The following is a 17,027-nucleotide window of genomic DNA, read 5'->3' on the forward strand; positions in this document are numbered from 1 at the left end:
GGGAGTCGGCCCAACCGGGATGGTCACCGCGTCATGATGCTTCGAAGTCAGCAGCTGGCGGTTTGGGCCAGTCGAGATCCATGAATCCTGTTTGCTGATCGACCCATGAACGTCGCAGGTCGCGCACGAACTGATCTGGTGTGATCGGTTTTTCCGCGTTCAGGTCTCCCTGGATCGAAAAGTAGAGAGACGTACCCGGTTCGTTCATGAACGGGGGGAGGGCGAAGACGTCGCTCCAGATTCCGTACCCGCCGCGCGCCAGGTCGCGAACAAACCAGATCAGGTATTCAGTGGCCACCCAGCCGTCACGGTGAGGGCCGGCGTAGTACTCGCCCACTCCCTCCTCTGCGGGAAGGATTTGCCAGCCGATTGACCACAGGCCGGAACGGTCAGGTGATTCCTGAATGTTGGGTGTCCCGAAGTGCAACGGCAGGATGCCAGGCAGGACGGCGAAGACGGCAGCCGCATTGCGCATGGCCTCGGGAACGTGATCTTCATCGGTGCTTTCCCCGGCCGGTGACGGTGCCTCTACGCCTGCCGAACGCTGGATACGACGCGCCCTGTCCTCGGACTGTTCCAGAACGGCATACTCGTCATCATTGATCGTTTCGGCGTTGTAGCTGCCGCATCCTCGGAGCAGGACTCGGGCCTGGACCAGCACGTCCCTCGCCCGAAGACCGGGTGCCAGCTGATCTGCCGGGACATCGCTCACACCCGGCCGCATGAGAATCTCCAATGCGCTCCGGAACAGTTGACGGTCCTGAGAGCGGGATGCGGAGACGGCGGCGGAGACGGCCTTGGCGCTGATGCCGAGTTCTGCGGCAACGGATTCACCTGTGTGTCCGGGGCGCAGTGTCGCCTCGTAGATCGCCTGGCGGCGCACTCGCCCGATGTCTCCTTGAACGCTGCGTGCGTGTTCGGCGAGGGCGTCGGCGCTGCGAACGCGGTCGATGGGGTCCGGAATCGCCACCAGCCATGCCAGTGCGCGCTCGGTGCGCAGGCCCTGGGTGTAGTCGTCGGCGCGTTCAGAAGGCATGGTGCGGCGCCCGCCGCCATCCCGTCGGTCAGTCATTGAGATCCCCGCTGTTCTGTCTGCAGCACCCCGGCAAAGTCTTAGGTTACCCCCGGGCTGGACTTTGTTCCAGGGTGGGTCTTACGATCGGCTGGCGGGTAGATCCATACCAACTCGCACCCGCCGGGCCATGCCCAGGCACGCCCGGCGACCCTCAGTCCGAGCAGAACTGCCCTGCCCCGCGCACCCGGCAGACCGGTCCCCGGCCGCGCCGTGATCCGTTTCTGGAGGAGTACGTGAGCTCGCCGCCCCCGCCCCCGCGTCGGCCTCCGGCCGCGCCGACTCTCGCGGAAGCGCTGCACGCCGCAGTGCCGCAGGAGTGTCCGGTGGTGGTGTTCGTCCTGGGCCAGGCCGGGAGCGGCAAGACGTTCGTCATGGACCTGGTGCATGCGGCCCTCAGCCGGCGCGGTGGTGTGGTGCGGGTGGACCGCGATGCCTACAAGGCTGTTCATCCCGGTTACACCGCCTTCCTCGCGGAGGACGTGCGGACGGCGGGTGTACGGGTGCGGGAGGAGACCTATCGCTGGCGGGCCGAAGTCGAAGAGCGAGCGAGGGCCGGCCGGTTCGATGTGGTGGCGGAGGAGGCCCTGCCCGACCCGGCGGGGTGGGAGGCGGCGCTGTCCGGGTGGCGGCGGGCGGGGTACCGGGTCGAGGTGGTGGCGCTGGCGGTGCCGGCGGCGGTGAGCCAGCTCGGTGTGCTGGACCGGTATCTGCGGCTCGCCGAGGAGGGCCGGGCCCGCTATGTGTCCTGGACCAACCACGACGCCTGCGCCGCAGCGCTGCCCGGCGCCCTCGCGGCCATCGAGACCAGGCGCCTGGTCGACCGGGTGACCGTGGTCCGCCGCGGCGCCGACGTGGTGTACGTCAACGAGCTCGGCCCTGACGGCCGGTGGTGCCATCCGGCCGGTGCCGCAGAGGCGGTGGTCGCCGAGCGGGCCCGCCCGTGGACCGCGGCGGAGACCGGCGCCTTCCGCCGCCAGCTCGCCGACGCCGACCGGCGCGCCCACGATCCGCAGCTCTCCTCGGACTGGGCGCTGGCGGTGCGGCGGGATGCCGAGCGGGCCGCCGCGCTCGCGGAACCGGTCCGCCGCACCGCCCAGGCCCGGCACCAGGCGCCCGGGGTCGACTACCACCGGCTCTCTGCGGAGGAACACCGGTGGATCTTCGACCATCTGATCGTTCCGGACCTGCTGGCGAACGTCACGCCGCAGGAGAGACCGGTTGCCGTGTTCCTCATGGGGCAGCCCGGCGCGGGAAAAACCGGGATGACCCCCATGATCCGGCGGACGCTGCGGGGGCGGCCGGTGAAGATCAACGGCGACGACTTCAAGACCGCCCACCCCGACTACCTCCAGCTGCTGGGAGAAGAACCGCGCACGGCCGGGGAGCGGATCCGGCCGGACTACCGGGCGTGGCAGGCGATGGCCGAGGAGCTGGTGCGCGAGCGGCGCGCGGACGTCGTCGTCGAGATCGCTCCTGCCAGCGCGGCTTCGTTCGTGAACACCGCGATGCTCTACCAGCAGGCGGGCTACCGGGTGGAGCTGGTGGTCCTGGCCGTGCGCGCGGCCGACTCCCTTCAGGGCACCGCCGATCGCTGCGCCCGGATGATCCAGCTCGGTGTTCCCGCCCGGTTCACCACCACGCACGGGCACGATGTCCACTTCGCGGTGCTGGCCGAGGCGGTAGCGATGGCCGAGCAGGCGGGGGTGGCCGACTCGGTGATGGTGCTGCGGCGCGACGGCACGGTCCTCTACCGCAACGGACGCACCCGCCAGGGGCGCTGGGAGCGCCCGGCACGCGCCGCTGCCGCACTGCTCGTCGAGCAGTCCCGCCCCTACACCGACGCAGAGGGCGCACGGTTCTGGGCCGTGCACCGCCGACTGTGCACGGTGCTGCCGCACTACCGCGAGGCGCTGTGTCACATCGCCCGGGTCGCCCGGCCACTGATGCCCGCACACATGCAGCCGCACCGCCTGCCCGGGCCCATCCCTGCGGCCGCCCTGCCCGCCTGCCCTTACGAGGCCGGGGACCCCCGCTCCTTAAGTTCCTTGAGGCGGGCGGTGTAAAGAGTGAAGAGGCGCGCTGTCTCCTGGCTGTCCGCGTCCTCCAACCGGTCCCGGTCCTTCACACACGCCTGCCGCTGCAAGGTCAGTTCCCGGAGGACCTCTGGGGTCGCGCCCGCGCGCCGTTCGGCCAGGATCCGGGAGCTGTACCAGGCGATCACCCCGCCCACCGCTTCGACGGCGGCCTCGTAGCCGACCGGATCGGCCGGGTCGAAGCCGCCGGGGGCGGGCGCTGGTCCGTCCACGAAAAGTCCATCCTTCACAACGGGAAACCGACGGCAAAGGGCCCATTCTCGCTCTGCGGCCGGGCCCGGTCCACCACCGCCGCATCGTCATGCCCGGCAGGATGCCGCCGCCCGCCCCGGTACGGCATAGGTTGGTCCCCCGAGGCGATCACCTGTGGGGGGACCATGGCCGCGGCCGACCTTCGTGCGCTGTTCAGCTCCAACGACCCGTCCTTCGACGCCAACGAGGCGTTCACCAACCGGGAGCACCAGTGGGCCCTGGTGGCCGGCGCGCTGGAGCAGCATCTGCGGCGCACCGGCGAGCCGGGCTTCGACGTGGAGGATCTCGAAACGCCCCGCACCAATGTGATCGTCTTCCACGGGGTCGGAGGGGTCGGCAAGTCGACCCTGCTCCGCAAGATCGAGGCCGCGCTCACCGCGGCCGACCAGCGTCCCGCGCAGTGGGGCGCACCGTCATGGACCGAGCGGCTGCTGCCGGTCCGGATCGACCTGGCCCGCTCCGCGGCGGCCGGCTCCGACTTCGAACGCGTCATCCTCACCATCCGGCTCGCCCTCGCCGGAACCCCGGGCCGTCCGCTGCCCTCATTCGACGTGGCCCTGCGCCAGTACTGGGAGCACACCCACCCCGGAGAACCGCTCGACGAGTACATGCGGCGCACCGGGCTGATGGGCCGCTTCGCCACCGCGCTGCCCCACCAGCTGCAGACCGCGGTGAGCGAGGCCGCCGCCCTGCTGCAGCTGCCCGGCGGAGCCACCGCCGGGCAGGTCACCGGCGCCCTGGCCCAAGGACTGCGGGAGCGCCGCGAACGCGCCCGCGCCCTGGCCGGCTGCTCCCACGCGGCTGCGCTGCTGGAGGCCACTCCCGACCTGGAGGCTCTCTCCTACTACCCGCACCTGCTGGCGTGGGAACTCGGTCAGCTGCCCGCGAAGCACAAGGTCACCCCGGTGGTCCTGCTGGACACCTTCGAAGAAACCGCCGACCGCCACCGTGACCTCGAGCGCCTGCTGCAGCGCCTGGTCTATCTCATGCCCAACGTGCTGTTCGTGATCAGCGGGCGCAGCCGCCTCGCCTGGGCCGACCCGGCTCTGCACGGACAGCTCGACTGGACCGGCCCGACCGTCTGGCCCGGCCTCGCACCCGGCGCCGGTGCCGGGGCGGGCGGGCGTCAGCGCCTGGTCGGCGACCTCTCCCCCGAGGACTGCAACGATCACCTCGCCCGCCGTCTGGTCCAGGACGGCCGGCCCCTCATCGAGCCCGGTGTCCGGGCGGCGATCACCGCCCGCTCCCACGGCCTGCCCCTCCACCTCGATCTCGCCGCCGCTCGTTTCCTGGAGATCCGCCGCACCGGCCGCACGCCCGAGCCGGCCGACTTCGACTGCACCTTCCCCGCTCTCCTCGCCCGGATCCTGTCCGACCTCACCCCCGAGGAACGGCACGTGCTGCGCTCCGTGACCCTGCTCGATGCCTTCGACCTCGATCTGGCCACCCGCGCCGCCGGGCTCGACCGCCAGGCCCCGGCCCGCCGGCTGGCCGAGAGGCCGCTGGTCTCCGAAAACCCCTACGCGCTGTGGCCGTACCACCTGCACGGCGCGATCCGCTCCGCCGTCCACGCCGACCAGAGCGAGGACCGCTGGACTGCCGCCGACTGGCACCAGGCCGCCGGCCGCGCCCTGACCGCCCTCGGCGAACAATGGACCACCAGCAGCGCCACCGCCACGGGCCGGATGCTTCTCGTGGCGTGCCTGCGCCAGGGCCTGCGCCTGGCCCGCGACCACCGCCTCACCGATCTCGGCTGGCTCACCGACGCCGCCCACGCCTACACCGACGACTCCGTCTGGGAGCCCCTCGCCCCGCCCGCCGGAGGCCCGGGTGCCGGCGGCGGGACCCGGGACGCCACCGCGGGCGGCGCGGGGGGCGACGGCACCGGCCCGGAGACGGCCGCCGACGCCCTGGCCGAACTGCTGACCGCCATCGCCCGCCGCCAGCACGAACACCGCGCCCGCACCGCCGAACGCCTCACCGCCGTCCTCGACACCGGCCTCCTCAACCGGGAGCTCACCGCGCTGGCCCTGTACTACCGGGCCAAGGCCCACAAGGACCTCGGCCACACCCAGGAGTCCCGTACCGGCATGCAGCGCGTCGCCGACGCGGGCGGTCGGCTCGCACCCAAGGCCCGCCGCGGGCTCGCGAACCTGGCCAGGATCGCCGGGGACTTCCCCGCCGCCCTGGCCGCCGTCCCCACCCTCGGCTGGAAAGGCCGCCACCACCGCGTCGCCGGAGACATCCACTGGCCCCACGGAAACATCGACCAAGCCGTCGCCGCGTTCGGGGCGGCGCGCGCCGAAGCCGAACAACACGATGCCCCAGGTGAGCGCGCCATCGCCCAGGTCCGCCTCGCCCTCGCGCTCGCGTTCGCCGACCCCGTCCGCGCCGGTGACGAGCTCGACCTTGCCCACCAGCTCCTCGCACCCCTCGACCAGCGCGCCACCACCCTCCTCGCCCACATCGCGGCCCTCGTCAAGGACGCCGGGGACACCGGCGCCGACGTCCCCGGCCGCGCCCACGGACTGCGCCGCGAGATCACCGACGCGGGGCTGCCCTGGCTGTCCCGGTTCCTGGAGATCGCCCTCGCCTTCCACCACGCCGTCCGCGACGAGCACCAGGACCTCGCCGACCTCATCGACCGGCTCCACACCCTCACCGCGGGCGGCGACTTCGCCTACTTCACCGATATCGCCGCCGCCATGGGTGACCTCCCCCGTCCACCCCGGCCCACCGTCCGCTGGCTCGACGGCCACGACCCTGTGCGGGAACGCTGGCACGCGCTCGTCACCGACCGCCGCGACCGCCTGAACGCTTCGTTCTGACCGCCGGATGACGTCTTCCGCGGCGAGCACGGCCGAGGTGGCGGGCAGGCGGCTGCGGGCCCGCCACCGGTACTTTCCGGTGGCGGGCCCGCAGCCGTACAGGAACACTCAGGACGCGTCGGGGTCCTTGCCCGTGAGGGTGGACAGCAGCTCGACGAGGGTCGTGTTCACGCTGCGCTGCTCGGTGAGGAAACCGTCGATCTTCTGCTCCAGGCCGTCCAGACGCTGGCCGATGACCGCGCTGGCCTCGCGCTGCTCGGCGATGAAGCCGTCCAGCTTCTCCTCCACCGTCATCAGCCGGTTGTCCATCGCGGCGATATCGCCGCGCACGATCTGCAGAGCGTTCTCGTAGCGCCGGGTCAGGGCAGCGATCTCACCCTGCGCGATGGGATCCTCGGCCACGCGGAGCCCTCCTGCCAGATCATGAAAAGAAACGGTCATCAGGTGCTCCACGATATCGCGGCCACCTGGTGCCGTACCGCGCTGTGAAGGAACCGGCCCATGATCACAGAGAGAGCACCAGTCGGCCCGTATCCGCCGACGGTAGGCCGTCACGGGTTCAGGTCGAGGACACGGACTGGTTGACCGTCCCACCGTTTCGGTGCGGTGGTGGCGATGACCGCCCCGTCGGGGCGGTCCGCGGTGGGCTGCGCCGCGTGCCGGCTGTGGGCCGCTGCCCATGTCTCTTGCTGGGCGACGGCCAGGGCGGCGGACAGGTCGAGGTCGAGGACGGTGATGCCGGGCAGCGCGGCCAGGTGCTCCGCCGTGCCTGGTCGGGCCCGGTCGGCCTCGACCAGCGCACACGCGGGGGCGTAGAGAAACCAGCCCGACTCGGCGTGGGCCCGGTGGATCAGGCGGGACGCCAGGATGTTGCCCTGCCCGGCCGCGACCATCGCCGTCTCGTCCAGAACGATGTGCATGGTGCTCACAGACCGCCCGCCAGCCCAAGACGCCGGTCCAGCTCGCTGTCCAGCTCCCGCTCCTCGGCCGCGGTGGGGGCGTAGCCGTTCCACGCCGTCAGCGCGGCCCGGGCCTGCTCCGCGCGCTCGGCCCGCTCGGCCGGGGTGAGCAGAGTCTCGGCGAGCCGGGCGAGATAGGCGCGCAGCGACAGGCCCTCGGCTGCGGCGATCGCGGCGAGCCGGTCCTTGGCTTCCTCGGGGATACGGACATTGGCATCGGACATCAGTGTGCTCCTTCCCATCCCCCAAGGGTACGGGTACGTACCCGTACCCGTATCCGTACCCAGGACCTTGTGGGGGTTTCTTCAGGTCACACCCTTGTTGCATGGCTGAAACGAGTGCCATGCTGAGACCGCGGTGATCCTCCAGCCCTCAGACGGAGGCCCCTCGCCCGTGTGCTGCCGCACGGGCCGCGCTGTCCCTCCCGGCCTCCCCACGGGAGGGCCGACGCCTGCACGGGTACTGGCCCGGCACACCGAGGGGGGCCGCCACCGCGATCATGTTCGTTCAGTGGAGGGGTGTTGGACAGCTACAGGATCGCCCGGGAGAACGAGCTGCCGCCGTGCTCGCGCTGCGGAGGCGAGATCATCATCGGTGCCGACGGGCCCGTCGACGGTGTTCCGGTGAGGCTGGAGCTGTGCCCGGTCTGCGACACGGACGCGCCCGCCGGCGGACGACTGATCGCCTTCCTCGACGCCGGCGGCGGGCGGGACGCATCCCGGGTGGAGGAAGCCACACGGCTGATGTGGGCATGGCAGCGGGAGGCGATGGCGGCTCACGGATTCCACTGGGTCCCCGGTGCCGGTGCCGCGGGAGCGGTGACTGCCCCGTCCCACACCGGCCCCCGCCCCCGCGGCCACGGCTGACCCGGACGCGTGCGTTATCTAGGGGAACAAGGCACTTCACGCAGGTCAGGCGGCATGATCTGCTGTTAGGGAAGTAAGGCAAGTGCGACGTCTCAAGCGTCTCGGTCGAAACGTTTCCAGAGCTCGTCCAGGAAGTGGTGCGACCGAACCACTTCCTGGACTCCCGTTCGGTGCATATCGCCCTCACGCTCGTTGTGCAGAGCATGAGTACAGGTGATGCCCGGACACTGGCGGAGAGCGTGCTGAGGGAGGAGTTCCGGCGGCGGCTGGTGGCGGATCCGAAGGAGGCGCTGGCCATGGTGGAAGAGCTGGTGCTCTCCCTGCACGTGGAGAGCCTGCATGCCACGGCACCCGCGCTTGGATCCGGGGTGACTTGGAGGGAGATCGGCCGAGCCCTGGCGCTGGTCGACGACGCCGGGATTCTGCTCCGCCAGGCCGCCGCGCTGCTCCTGGGCTTGCCCGCAGCTGATCGTGCGGCGGAACACGAGATGGTCGCCCAGGCGCTCGCAGAGCACGGAGAGCAGGAGGAAGGCGAGACCGGGGAACTGCTCAGCAAGGCGAAGGGCCAGGAGCCGGATGTCTGGGCGGCTGCTGTTGATCGGTTCCGGCGCGGGGTGCGCGGTCAGGTGCTGTGACGGGTCCTGCGCCACGAACATGCCGTACTTGCCTGAACACCGCTGATATCTGTAAGGCACGGGCTCCTGGCGGTACTTGCCAGACATACACCTGACGCTCAAAATGCACCCGAGATAAGCGCCGAACCCGGGAAGTGCAAGGCCGCCTGTGGGTGGGTTTGGTCTACGGCCGCCGCTCCCGGCACAGAGACGTGAGTCGTAGCCCGGTGTGTGGTCTTCGGCCGGGAGCCCGTGGACACCCGCACGGCCGGCGGATGTCCCGCCTCCACGGGCCGGCCTCACCGGGTGGGCTCACCAGCCGGTGAGGTCCATGACCCGGGCGCAGTGCGGGTCGGTGTCGTCGACCGTCATGCGCTCCTCCTTGGCGATCAGGGACGGCAGGGCCGCGATGAGGGCGGTGAGCGCGCCGGAGGTCCGTACGTCGGCGGCGACTGCTCCGTCAGCTTCCTCGGTGTCGAAGTACAGGCGCAGCCGGTTCTTGCCGTTGAGGAGGAAGCCGAGCAGGCGTGGTTCGGGCTGTTCTTCGCGGAAGGCCCGGGCGTGCAGGAAGGTGAGGGCTGTGTCTTCCGGTGTGGGATCGGCCGGTTCGAGGCTCGTGAGTTCCACATGCACGAGGGTCATGCCCATGACGCTGCTGATGCTGCGGCTGGGGTGGATGTGGGTTCCGGTGTGGAGGGTGCGCAGGATTCCGGTGAGGGTGGAGGGCGGGAGGATGTCGTCTCCGTTATCCGTATGCAGGACCGGCATACGCCGGATCCGCGTGCAGAGGGCGTCCATTATGGGGCCGGGAGCGTCCGATCGGCGGGTGTCCGGAGATGGAGCGTCAGTATGGATCAGGAAATGGCCCGGAGGTCAGCTGTTCGTCTGGCCGGGGCCGGGGCCGTAGCAGTGGCCGTAAGCGACCAGCGCTTCCACGTCATCGTGCTGTCGAACTTCGCGAGGGGTTTCGACAAGTACGCGTTCGCTTACGGTAAGGCGGGGATTCCGGAGAGTACCTTCCCCGACCGGTTCCACCTGCTGACCCGTGCGGAGTTGGGAATCGGCATCGGCAAGGCGGGGCGGCTGCTGGACCGTCTGGCCATTCCGGGCGACCGGCTGCTGGTGCTGGAGACCATGGTGGACCCCGACAAGCTGGTGCCCAACGTGTCGACCGGCCTCGGCATGGAACTGCACGAGGCTCGCATCCGGTTGTCAGCAGTCCACGAGCTCGACCAGGTAGGCGACGAGTTCGCTCTGCGCCCGACAACCGTCGAGGACGCGATGGCGGCCTCCCTCTCCCTGCACGGATCGGCGCAGCGTCCCTACGCCGACACGCGACCGCGGACCGTTTCAGTTCTGCCGGTCGCCGTCGCCTGCCAGGCCCGGTGCGCTTTCTGCTTCTCCTCAGCGTCGATCTCCGCCGACCAGGCGCCGGCACCGGTCCCGTGGGACGCGATCGACTACTGGCTGGAGCGCGCCCGTGCGGCGGGCGCCGAGCGCGCAGTGATCACCGGCGGCGGAGAGCCCACCCTCATACCGGCCGACCAGCAGCTGCGCCTGGTGTCCGCCTGCTCGGCGATCTTTCCGAAGGTGGTCCTGATCACCAACGGACACAGGCTGGCGAAACAGGGGCACGCTGACCGGGCCGGCCACCTCGCGGCCCTGAGCGAGGCAGGCCTGAGCGTGCTGGCGGTCTCCCGGCATCATCATGACGACGACGCCAGCGAGCGGCTGATGATGCTGCGCACACCCGTGAGCTCTGTGATCGACACCTGGCGCGAGGACCGTGACCGCTGGCCGGGGCTGCGGATGAGGCTGATCTGCGTGCTCCAGCGCGGCGGCGTCGCCACCGCGGCCGATGTCGCCGACTACCTTTCCTGGGCCGCGGATTGCGGTGTTGAGGAGGTCTGCTTCAAGGAACTCTATGTGTCTACCAGCACGGAGTCGCTCTATTTCGACCGCGCCGCCAACGTCTGGAGCCGAGAGCGCCAGGTTCCGCTGTCCATCGTCACCGAGCTCGTCGAGCAGCGCGGCTTCGACCTGGCGAGCCGTCTGCCCTGGGGCGCGCCGGTCTACCACGGCAGCTGGGACGGACGGCCGATGCGGATCGCCGCGTACACCGAGCCCAGCCTGCTCTGGGAACGCACCAACGGGATCGCACGGAGCTGGAACGTCCTGGCCGACGGACGCTGCTACGCCTCCCTGGAAGACCGGGCCAGCGAGATCGTGCGGGAAGGTGCAGCCGTATGAGGTTCGAGGAGTTCCAGGAATTCCGGCAGCGCCAACTCAGTGCTTCCCCGTCGCTTCTGGACGCCGCCGAGACCAACGTGTACCGGGCGCTCGCTCCCATGCGGCCGGAACCGCCGTCCGACATGAGTTCCGACATGCGTACGGTGCACCGGTGCGATCTCGCCCGTGCCTGGCTGCGGCACTACATGCTGCCGGAAGAGTGGTCCAGCCGGGCCATGGTCTGCCGGGGGGTCCGGCACGGGCTCAGCCTGGTGTTCCACTGGCTGCGCGCCGAGGGGGCGCGGCTGTGGCTGCCCAGCGACGTGTACCCGGTGTACTTCGAGCTGGCCCGCGCCGCGGGCCTGGCGCCCGCGTCCTACCCGACGCTACCGGCACCGGCCCTGCCGAGGTCGCCGGCGGACCACCGGCCCGACTACCTCCTGCTCGCCAACCCCAGCAGACCACTCGGCCGGTACTGGTCCGATGCCGAGTGCGCCGCGGTGATTTCGTGGCTGCGGGAATCACCACACCGCCGCCTGCTGATCGACAGCGTCTACGATCTGGGAGCCCCGTTCGCTCCCGGAACACGGCGATTGCTGGACACCGGTCGTGCAGTCCTGCTGCATTCGGTCACCAAGGGGTGGCTGTGGCCAAGAACGTTCGGCGTGGTCCTGCTGGGCCCGGCGCAAACCGAATTAGCTGAAGCGTTCCGGGCGGATCCGCCGACGTCGGCACAGCTGACGCTCGCCGACCGTCTGCTGACCGAGCACACCGACGTGCCCCGGCAGGCCGCCGCCGCCCTGGCCGCACGGGCTGAGCGGCTGTTCGAACGGTTGCCGGACGACGTGCTCGGGGCGATTCCCACGGCGAGCCGGACGTGTCCCGGCAACTACTTCTTCCCGGTCGAAATCCCAGCCGAGACGCTCCAGCACGAGCACGCCGTGCTCGCCATGCCGGTCAGCGTGTTCGGGGAGAGCAACTGGTCCGGCTCCATCCTGACCAGCCTTGCAGACGCTTTCGGCCCGACACCGGCGGTGGCACGATGACACCACTGAATCGGCGCGGACGGGCCCGTCGGCCGTCATGGCGTTCCGGTGAGGCTGGAGCTGTGCAGAAGGTGTCGTCCTGGCGATGGTGTCGGAAGGCGTCCAGCTCGATCGCCTCCTCCGAGTCCGCGTTCCCCAAGACCGCCGTCTGAATCTGCCGCCTGTCCCCCCCTGCTGACGCCCCTCTCTGCCCGACTCGCCTTGCTGTTCGCCTGCCGACTGTCCGGTGTGACCGTCAGGAGGCTGCGGACAGCCAGTGCGACGGGGCCGGGGTTTCCCACGCCGCTTGTAGGCAAGCGCAGCCCGGACTCTGGCTTCCAACGCCTCCTCCGGTTCCTGGTTGCGCAGTAGTGCCTGGACCTGGCTTTCGTCGGCGGCGCGGACACGGGTGTCCATCTCGCTGTCGCGCGTGGTGACGGCGAACTCCTGCTCCGCCGGGGCGAAGCGGGAGAGGGCGTCGACTTCCCGGAGCAGCCCCTGCGCGGTGACCTAAGGCCGGTGCTCTGCAAGATGCCGGAGACGACGTCGTACTGCATGAGGAGGGAGCGGCGGGCGCATGCGAGCTGGTCCGGTGTCAGGTGCGCGAGGTGTCCGGCGACCTCGGCTATCCGGGTGCATCGACCGCCGCCGGACACCCCGGGGACCGGGGACTCCGGCGCCCCGCGGAGCGCCTGCGACCACGCACGGCAGCAGTGGGATAGAACCTGTGGCACCCCTACCACAGATAGGGCATGGTAGGGGTGCCACAGTGACTGTTTCGGGGCGGCCGACACCCCCAACACCACCCAGGAGCACGCCATGCGGGCACTCACCGGCACCGACATCATCAACTTCGACATCAGCTACGCCGACATCCTCGCCCTCACCACGGCCGGGCGGTACGTCTACCTCAACGCCGACGACGTCCCCGGCCGCTCCGACGCCTACACCCACACCACCACCACCACCGACGGCGCCGACGTCCAGATCCTTCTGGACCGCACCACCCTCACCGACGGCGAATGGTTCCCGGACGCTCTCGACGACAGCGGCGCCCTCATCCCCTCCGTCGCCGACGAGATGGCCGCCATCATCACCGGCGACGGCATCCTCCCCGGCCGCATCCGCAAGGCCGCCGCGGCCACCGAGGCGTGGGAGAGGGCCATGGACCCGGTGCACGGTCTCGCCGCGGTGCGCGCCGCAGCCGTCCGCGAGGTGGCCATCTACGCCGGAACCCAGTCGGAGGCCGCCCGGCTCCTCAACATGGACCCGTCCACCGTCAACAAGCTGGTCCGCGAGGACGCCCTGCCCGAGGGATGGGCGCACATCGGTGTGATCATCGACGCCGACGACGAGACCGTGGTGGTGGACCTGGACGACGGTCACCGGCAGGAACTGCCCAGGGACGAAGTCACCGCCATTTGACCCTGCCGCCAGCCAGGCCGGTTCGACCGTCAGCACCCGGACCCCCGCAGGAGTACGTGGCTCTGAACTGGCGAGTCCCCCTGGAAAGGCGAGCGCCTGGCGCAGTCACAGCCGGGACGGAAGACGCGGGCGTCACACCGTCCTCGCCTTTCATCCGGGCCGGTCGGCATGCCGCTCATCCGCTCCCCGCATGACGCCACGCGCTGGGCGCCACGCCGGGCACGAGCCACGGCGATCACCACCCTCGCCGGGCCCGCAGCGCGAGAACCACCGTGCTCGACGCTCTACGTCAGCAGGCCGTGGTCGGCGACGACCGCCAGGAACTCCTTCGTCTGCACCACCGGCGTCCCGCGCAACGTCGGACCTGCCTGCGGCGAACGTCCAGAGCCGAGTACCTCGCGGACACGCGCTCGACTGCGGCCCGCATCTGCCGCTGTCGGTGTTCCTCCACAACCTGTGCGTACGGCTCCGGAATCTCACGCCTGTCGTGGATGCCGATGAGCGCCACCGCTCGCTCCTGGCTGCCGCCGAACCCGTACGTGCCGAACTTCCAGCCCAGCTCACGCGCCGCCTTGCGCAGCGCGGCCCGGATCAAGTCCAGACCACCCAGCTGCTCGGCCGTCTCGCTCGGCACGTGTACCTGGAGCGTCCCGCCGTACCCGCCGGCGCCTTCGGGCCCACTGCGTTCCAGAAGCGGCACCAGCGCCTTCGCCAGCGCCACACACCGTTCGTTCTTCGCGTGCGACACCATGGCGGCGAACCTACCGGTAACGGACGGCCCGGTTCTCCGTGATCAAGTGCCTAGCGCCGTCGGCTGCCCTGGTCAGGCGTCCGGCCGCAGGTCGGGTGCCTCGACGCCCGGGTACAGATCCCTGTACTGATCCAGGTGTTCGGTGTAGTAGGCGCGGCCGCGTGCTCGGACCGGCCGACCAGGCCCGCCAGCTCCTGGACCGGATGACCGCCCGGTCGGAGTTCCTGCGCAACCGGCGCCGCGGCGTCGTACCACTGCCGCAGATCTGGGTCGCCGGACACGAGACCCCCGTCCCGCTCGAACCCCCGGCACGCGGTGTCGACGTCCTCTCCCTCGTCTACGAGGGTCACCTCTACAAAGTCGACGTCCGCGGACGCGTCGACGACGCCCTCGAACTCGCCGCCGTCAGCAACCGGGGAGCCCTCGCCCCCGCCGTGGCCGGCGGCTGGGCAGCCGTCGAATCCCTCCTCGTCCACCCCGGACGACCCCAAGGGCGACGGAGAACGGTCCGGGAAAGCCATCGCCGCCTGCACGAACAACCGGGAACGTGCCCGCCTGGTCGCCGCCGCCCTCCGCGACCACGGCCCAGAAGCCCTCGCGCTGAAGTACACCGACACCGCCGCGGCCCAGCGGATGACCGCCCTCGTCAACGAACCCCGCAAGCAACTCGACGAGGTCAACAAGGCATTCCGCATCGGCATGCGGCGCCTCTACCGCACCCGCAACATTGGCTGACGCCCGGTAGAGCGCGAACTGCTCGTCGGCCCATGCCAGACGGACCGAGGCGTCCTCCGGCGCATGTACCTCGGGCGGAACGGCCCGGCTGAGGGCAGGGAAGAACCCGGACATCGCGGCCGGGGCAGGCGACTGGGAGACTGCGTGCAGCAGGCCCCGCTCGTGGATGCTCAGCTCCATCGCGTCAGCGTAGAGGCCCCGAGCGCCCGTGTGGTGGAGTTCGCCGCGCACGCGGTACGGATGGTGCGGGCGGGCGTTGATCACCGTGTGACCACACCCTCCCGGCGACACCCCGGAATCCTGCGGCCCGCCTCCCCAGGCCAGCGCTACGTCCTGCTGGACAACCACCTCTGGGGCGCCCACGAGCACGATCCGCACCTGCTGGAGTGCGTGGCCCGCAACCATCGTGGAAGGCGCTGCTCGGATCCCCTGGAGTGGGGCGTGACGCTGGCCAGCGTCGTCGTGCTGATCGGTGAGCAGCTGACCGTCGTGTACCACGGCCGGTCCTACGAGGGCGCCGACCGGTGGAAGGCGCAGCGCTGTTCCGGGCACTACGGGTCGGCGATCCCCGACTGTGTGCCGCGCGAGCTCGTGCCGTGCGCGGCCGACGGCACGCTCCTGGCCGCGGCTGGCGGTCTGTACGGGCCCTGACGACACCCCGCCCCGGTTCCCGTGTGTGCCGCTACGTCACGAAGGAAAGACGGGCATCACGGAACCCGCCCAGCCGGCTCTGTCCGCGTTCCACTGCATCAGCAGGCGAGCGGGCACGTCCCCGCGCTCGAGGATGCGGACCGCCACAGGGTTGATCCAGACGCCCCTGGCGCCGACCCTCTCGACGAAGCCGCGGGCGTCGAGCCGGTCCACCGCCTCGACGAGCTCGCCGGGCGTCAGGAAGAACACCGGCGCGAGCAGGAAGCCCAGCTGGAAGTTCCTGATCTCCGGCGGCCCCCCGGGCCGGCGCAGCCCCTCCTGTTGCAGGGCCAGCCACAGCAGAGCCGTGGCCTCGTAGGGGGAGCCGCACAGCTCCCGGAGCACGTCCCTGTGCAGCGACACCACCAGGGTGTCATCGCAGTCGGCATCCAGTGGCATGAACTTTCGATCCTGGTCCGTGCCCGGGGGCAGGATCCGGTACGGCGGCAAGGGTGCCATGGCGCGCTGGGCGTCCTGGATCCGGCCCCGGTGCAGTTGAGAATGTCCGGCCCGGTCCGGCACGCACTTCTCCCCCGGCGCGGCCTGGCAGTCCGGACAGGTGCGGTTGCGGGCTTTCTCGCGTACGGCCGACGGAACAGCTCGGCTCACCGTCAGCGGGAAAGGCTGGAGAGGGAGGGCACGGTGAGGTAGCCGCCGTTGATGTCCGTTCCGAGGAAACCGTCGGCGATGAGCCGGCGGGTGGAGTCGAGCAGGGCGGGCAGCGAGCTGCCGTCCAGTCCGGGCAGCGGAAGGGCTGCTTCTTCGAGGAACGCCGTCACGGCTTCGCCGGCGACGTCGGCGGCCTCGCCCGTCAGTTTCCCCTCGGCCAGGGCGTGCAGGGCCGCGGCGAAGTCGAAGTCGATGACCTCACCGCTCAGCCGCAGCGTGCTGGTCGCCAGGTAGAGGCGCCCTTCGCAGACCTGCGGCGTCTCGCGGGCGAAGAGCGGCTGCGGAAATTGGGAGAGCGGTCCGGTGGCCGCGGACCGGTCCTGGGTGGAGGCCGGCTTTCGCGTGCTGGCACGCCGGGCGCGAGCGGGGTGACGGACCTGGGGCGGCTTCTTGCGTCGGTTCTTGCTGCTCACCAGGGAGCCTTCCACTGCGGTCGGGTAGTGGCGCTCAGCATGGCGGCGCTCCGGGACGGCGAGGTGCAGCGGCCCCGTGCGCCTGCGCGTTTTCGCCCGATCGTGCGAGTCCACTGAGGCCCGTTGCTGACGAACCTCGGCCGCCCCGGCATGCCGTGAGCCCCGGACGGGCGCATACCGTGACCGAGCTCGACCGTTATCCGGGCATGGAGCGGACTGAGCAGTTGACCGAACTGGCGCGCTGTATCCAGGAACACAATGCCCTGTCGAGAAGCGCGCGCGATCTGTGGGCTCAGGCGCAGGCCCAAAGCCGGGCGGGGTAATAGCGGCGGTGGCGCGCAGGTCCCGCAGCTCCGGCTCGACGTCGGCCTGCGGGCACGGGTCGACAAGTGCTCCAGCTGTC

19 protein-coding genes are annotated in these 17,027 nt (G+C 70.6%); 10 read left to right on the top strand and 9 right to left on the bottom strand.

What is annotated here, in order from left to right; genetic code table 11:
* Nucleotides 1-31 precede the first annotated feature (31 nt).
* Nucleotides 32-1,072, bottom strand: coding sequence for a hypothetical protein (locus FF041_RS21730; RefSeq protein WP_194292123.1), 1,041 nt, complete (start codon nucleotides 1,070-1,072; stop codon nucleotides 32-34).
* Here FF041_RS21730 and FF041_RS21735 point away from each other — a divergent pair.
* On the top strand, nucleotides 976-3,138 hold the full coding sequence (locus FF041_RS21735; protein WP_153524337.1) for a zeta toxin family protein: 2,163 nt from the start codon (nucleotides 976-978) through the stop codon (nucleotides 3,136-3,138). The two genes, FF041_RS21730 and FF041_RS21735, sit on opposite strands and share 97 nt — an antisense overlap.
* Here FF041_RS21735 and FF041_RS21740 read toward each other — a convergent pair.
* Nucleotides 3,087-3,380 (bottom strand): hypothetical protein, encoded by a 294-nt coding sequence (locus FF041_RS21740; RefSeq protein ID WP_153524338.1) that lies wholly within the window; start codon nucleotides 3,378-3,380, stop codon nucleotides 3,087-3,089. The genes FF041_RS21735 and FF041_RS21740 overlap by 52 nt on opposite strands.
* Before the next feature lie 165 nt (nucleotides 3,381-3,545).
* Here FF041_RS21740 and FF041_RS21745 point away from each other — a divergent pair, with 165 nt between their 5' ends.
* Entirely contained in the window at nucleotides 3,546-6,248 is a 2,703-nt protein-coding gene (locus FF041_RS21745) for an ATP/GTP-binding protein (RefSeq protein ID WP_153524339.1), read from the top strand.
* 108 nt (nucleotides 6,249-6,356) lie between these two features.
* Here the strand turns inward: FF041_RS21745 and FF041_RS21750 are convergent, their stop codons facing one another.
* The 3 genes from FF041_RS21750 to FF041_RS21760 form a co-directional block, all read right to left on the bottom strand.
* Entirely contained in the window at nucleotides 6,357-6,650 is a 294-nt protein-coding gene (locus tag FF041_RS21750; RefSeq protein WP_153524340.1) for a hypothetical protein, read from the bottom strand.
* A gap of 149 nt (nucleotides 6,651-6,799) precedes the next feature.
* Entirely contained in the window at nucleotides 6,800-7,168 is a 369-nt protein-coding gene (locus tag FF041_RS21755; RefSeq protein ID WP_153524341.1) for a PIN domain-containing protein, read from the bottom strand.
* Nucleotides 7,169-7,173: 5 nt separating this feature from the next.
* Entirely contained in the window at nucleotides 7,174-7,431 is a 258-nt protein-coding gene (locus FF041_RS21760) for a hypothetical protein (RefSeq protein ID WP_153524342.1), read from the bottom strand.
* Between the two features lie 297 nt (nucleotides 7,432-7,728).
* On the opposite strand from FF041_RS21760, the gene FF041_RS21765 reads away from it, so the two are divergent.
* Nucleotides 7,729-8,073 (top strand): DUF6300 family protein, encoded by a 345-nt coding sequence (locus FF041_RS21765; RefSeq protein WP_153524343.1) that lies wholly within the window; start codon nucleotides 7,729-7,731, stop codon nucleotides 8,071-8,073.
* A gap of 203 nt (nucleotides 8,074-8,276) precedes the next feature.
* A complete protein-coding gene (locus tag FF041_RS21770; protein ID WP_153524344.1) occupies nucleotides 8,277-8,708 on the top strand; it encodes a hypothetical protein in 432 nt (143 codons plus the stop codon).
* Nucleotides 8,709-8,999: 291 nt separating this feature from the next.
* Here FF041_RS21770 and FF041_RS21775 read toward each other — a convergent pair whose 3' ends face one another.
* The gene (locus tag FF041_RS21775; RefSeq protein WP_153524345.1) at nucleotides 9,000-9,455 is read right to left on the bottom strand and encodes a hypothetical protein; all 456 of its coding nucleotides are present in this window, start codon (nucleotides 9,453-9,455) and stop codon (nucleotides 9,000-9,002) included.
* Between the two features lie 93 nt (nucleotides 9,456-9,548).
* Between FF041_RS21775 and FF041_RS21780 the strand changes: the two genes are divergently transcribed.
* From FF041_RS21780 to FF041_RS21790, 3 genes are all read left to right on the top strand, one after another.
* Nucleotides 9,549-10,937: a radical SAM protein gene (locus FF041_RS21780; protein ID WP_153524444.1), complete on the top strand. Its 1,389-nt coding sequence runs from the start codon at nucleotides 9,549-9,551 to the stop codon at nucleotides 10,935-10,937.
* The gene (locus FF041_RS21785) at nucleotides 10,934-11,962 is read left to right on the top strand and encodes an aminotransferase class I/II-fold pyridoxal phosphate-dependent enzyme (RefSeq protein WP_153524346.1); all 1,029 of its coding nucleotides are present in this window, start codon (nucleotides 10,934-10,936) and stop codon (nucleotides 11,960-11,962) included. The genes FF041_RS21780 and FF041_RS21785 overlap by 4 nt, the downstream gene beginning before the upstream one ends.
* Before the next feature lie 798 nt (nucleotides 11,963-12,760).
* On the top strand, nucleotides 12,761-13,366 hold the full coding sequence (locus FF041_RS21790; RefSeq protein WP_153524347.1) for an LSm family protein: 606 nt from the start codon (nucleotides 12,761-12,763) through the stop codon (nucleotides 13,364-13,366).
* Between the two features lie 289 nt (nucleotides 13,367-13,655).
* On the opposite strand, the gene FF041_RS21795 is transcribed toward FF041_RS21790, so the two are convergent.
* Nucleotides 13,656-14,117, bottom strand: a complete 462-nt coding sequence (locus tag FF041_RS21795; protein WP_228388487.1) for a hypothetical protein — start codon at nucleotides 14,115-14,117, stop codon at nucleotides 13,656-13,658.
* A 315-nt stretch (nucleotides 14,118-14,432) separates the two neighbouring features.
* Here FF041_RS21795 and FF041_RS21800 point away from each other — a divergent pair, with 315 nt between their 5' ends.
* Both FF041_RS21800 and FF041_RS21805 read left to right on the top strand, forming a co-directional pair.
* Nucleotides 14,433-14,852: a hypothetical protein gene (locus FF041_RS21800; RefSeq protein ID WP_153524348.1), complete on the top strand. Its 420-nt coding sequence runs from the start codon at nucleotides 14,433-14,435 to the stop codon at nucleotides 14,850-14,852.
* A 144-nt stretch (nucleotides 14,853-14,996) separates the two neighbouring features.
* Nucleotides 14,997-15,503, top strand: coding sequence for a hypothetical protein (locus tag FF041_RS21805; RefSeq protein ID WP_153524349.1), 507 nt, complete (start codon nucleotides 14,997-14,999; stop codon nucleotides 15,501-15,503).
* Nucleotides 15,504-15,539: 36 nt separating this feature from the next.
* Here the strand turns inward: FF041_RS21805 and FF041_RS21810 are convergent, their stop codons facing one another.
* Both FF041_RS21810 and FF041_RS21815 read right to left on the bottom strand, forming a co-directional pair.
* Complete coding sequence (locus FF041_RS21810; RefSeq protein WP_153524350.1) at nucleotides 15,540-16,064, bottom strand: hypothetical protein; 525 nt, start codon at nucleotides 16,062-16,064, stop codon at nucleotides 15,540-15,542.
* Between the two features lie 89 nt (nucleotides 16,065-16,153).
* Nucleotides 16,154-16,624 carry a hypothetical protein gene (locus FF041_RS21815; protein ID WP_153524351.1) on the bottom strand — a complete coding sequence of 157 codons (471 nt, stop codon included), beginning with the start codon at nucleotides 16,622-16,624 and terminating at the stop codon, nucleotides 16,154-16,156.
* A gap of 179 nt (nucleotides 16,625-16,803) precedes the next feature.
* Here FF041_RS21815 and FF041_RS21820 point away from each other — a divergent pair, with 179 nt between their 5' ends.
* A complete protein-coding gene (locus FF041_RS21820; protein WP_153524352.1) occupies nucleotides 16,804-16,947 on the top strand; it encodes a hypothetical protein in 144 nt (47 codons plus the stop codon).
* Nucleotides 16,948-17,027 lie beyond the last annotated feature (80 nt).

The organism is Streptomyces jumonjinensis (assembly GCF_009600885.1).
Classification (GTDB): domain Bacteria; phylum Actinomycetota; class Actinomycetes; order Streptomycetales; family Streptomycetaceae; genus Streptomyces; species Streptomyces jumonjinensis.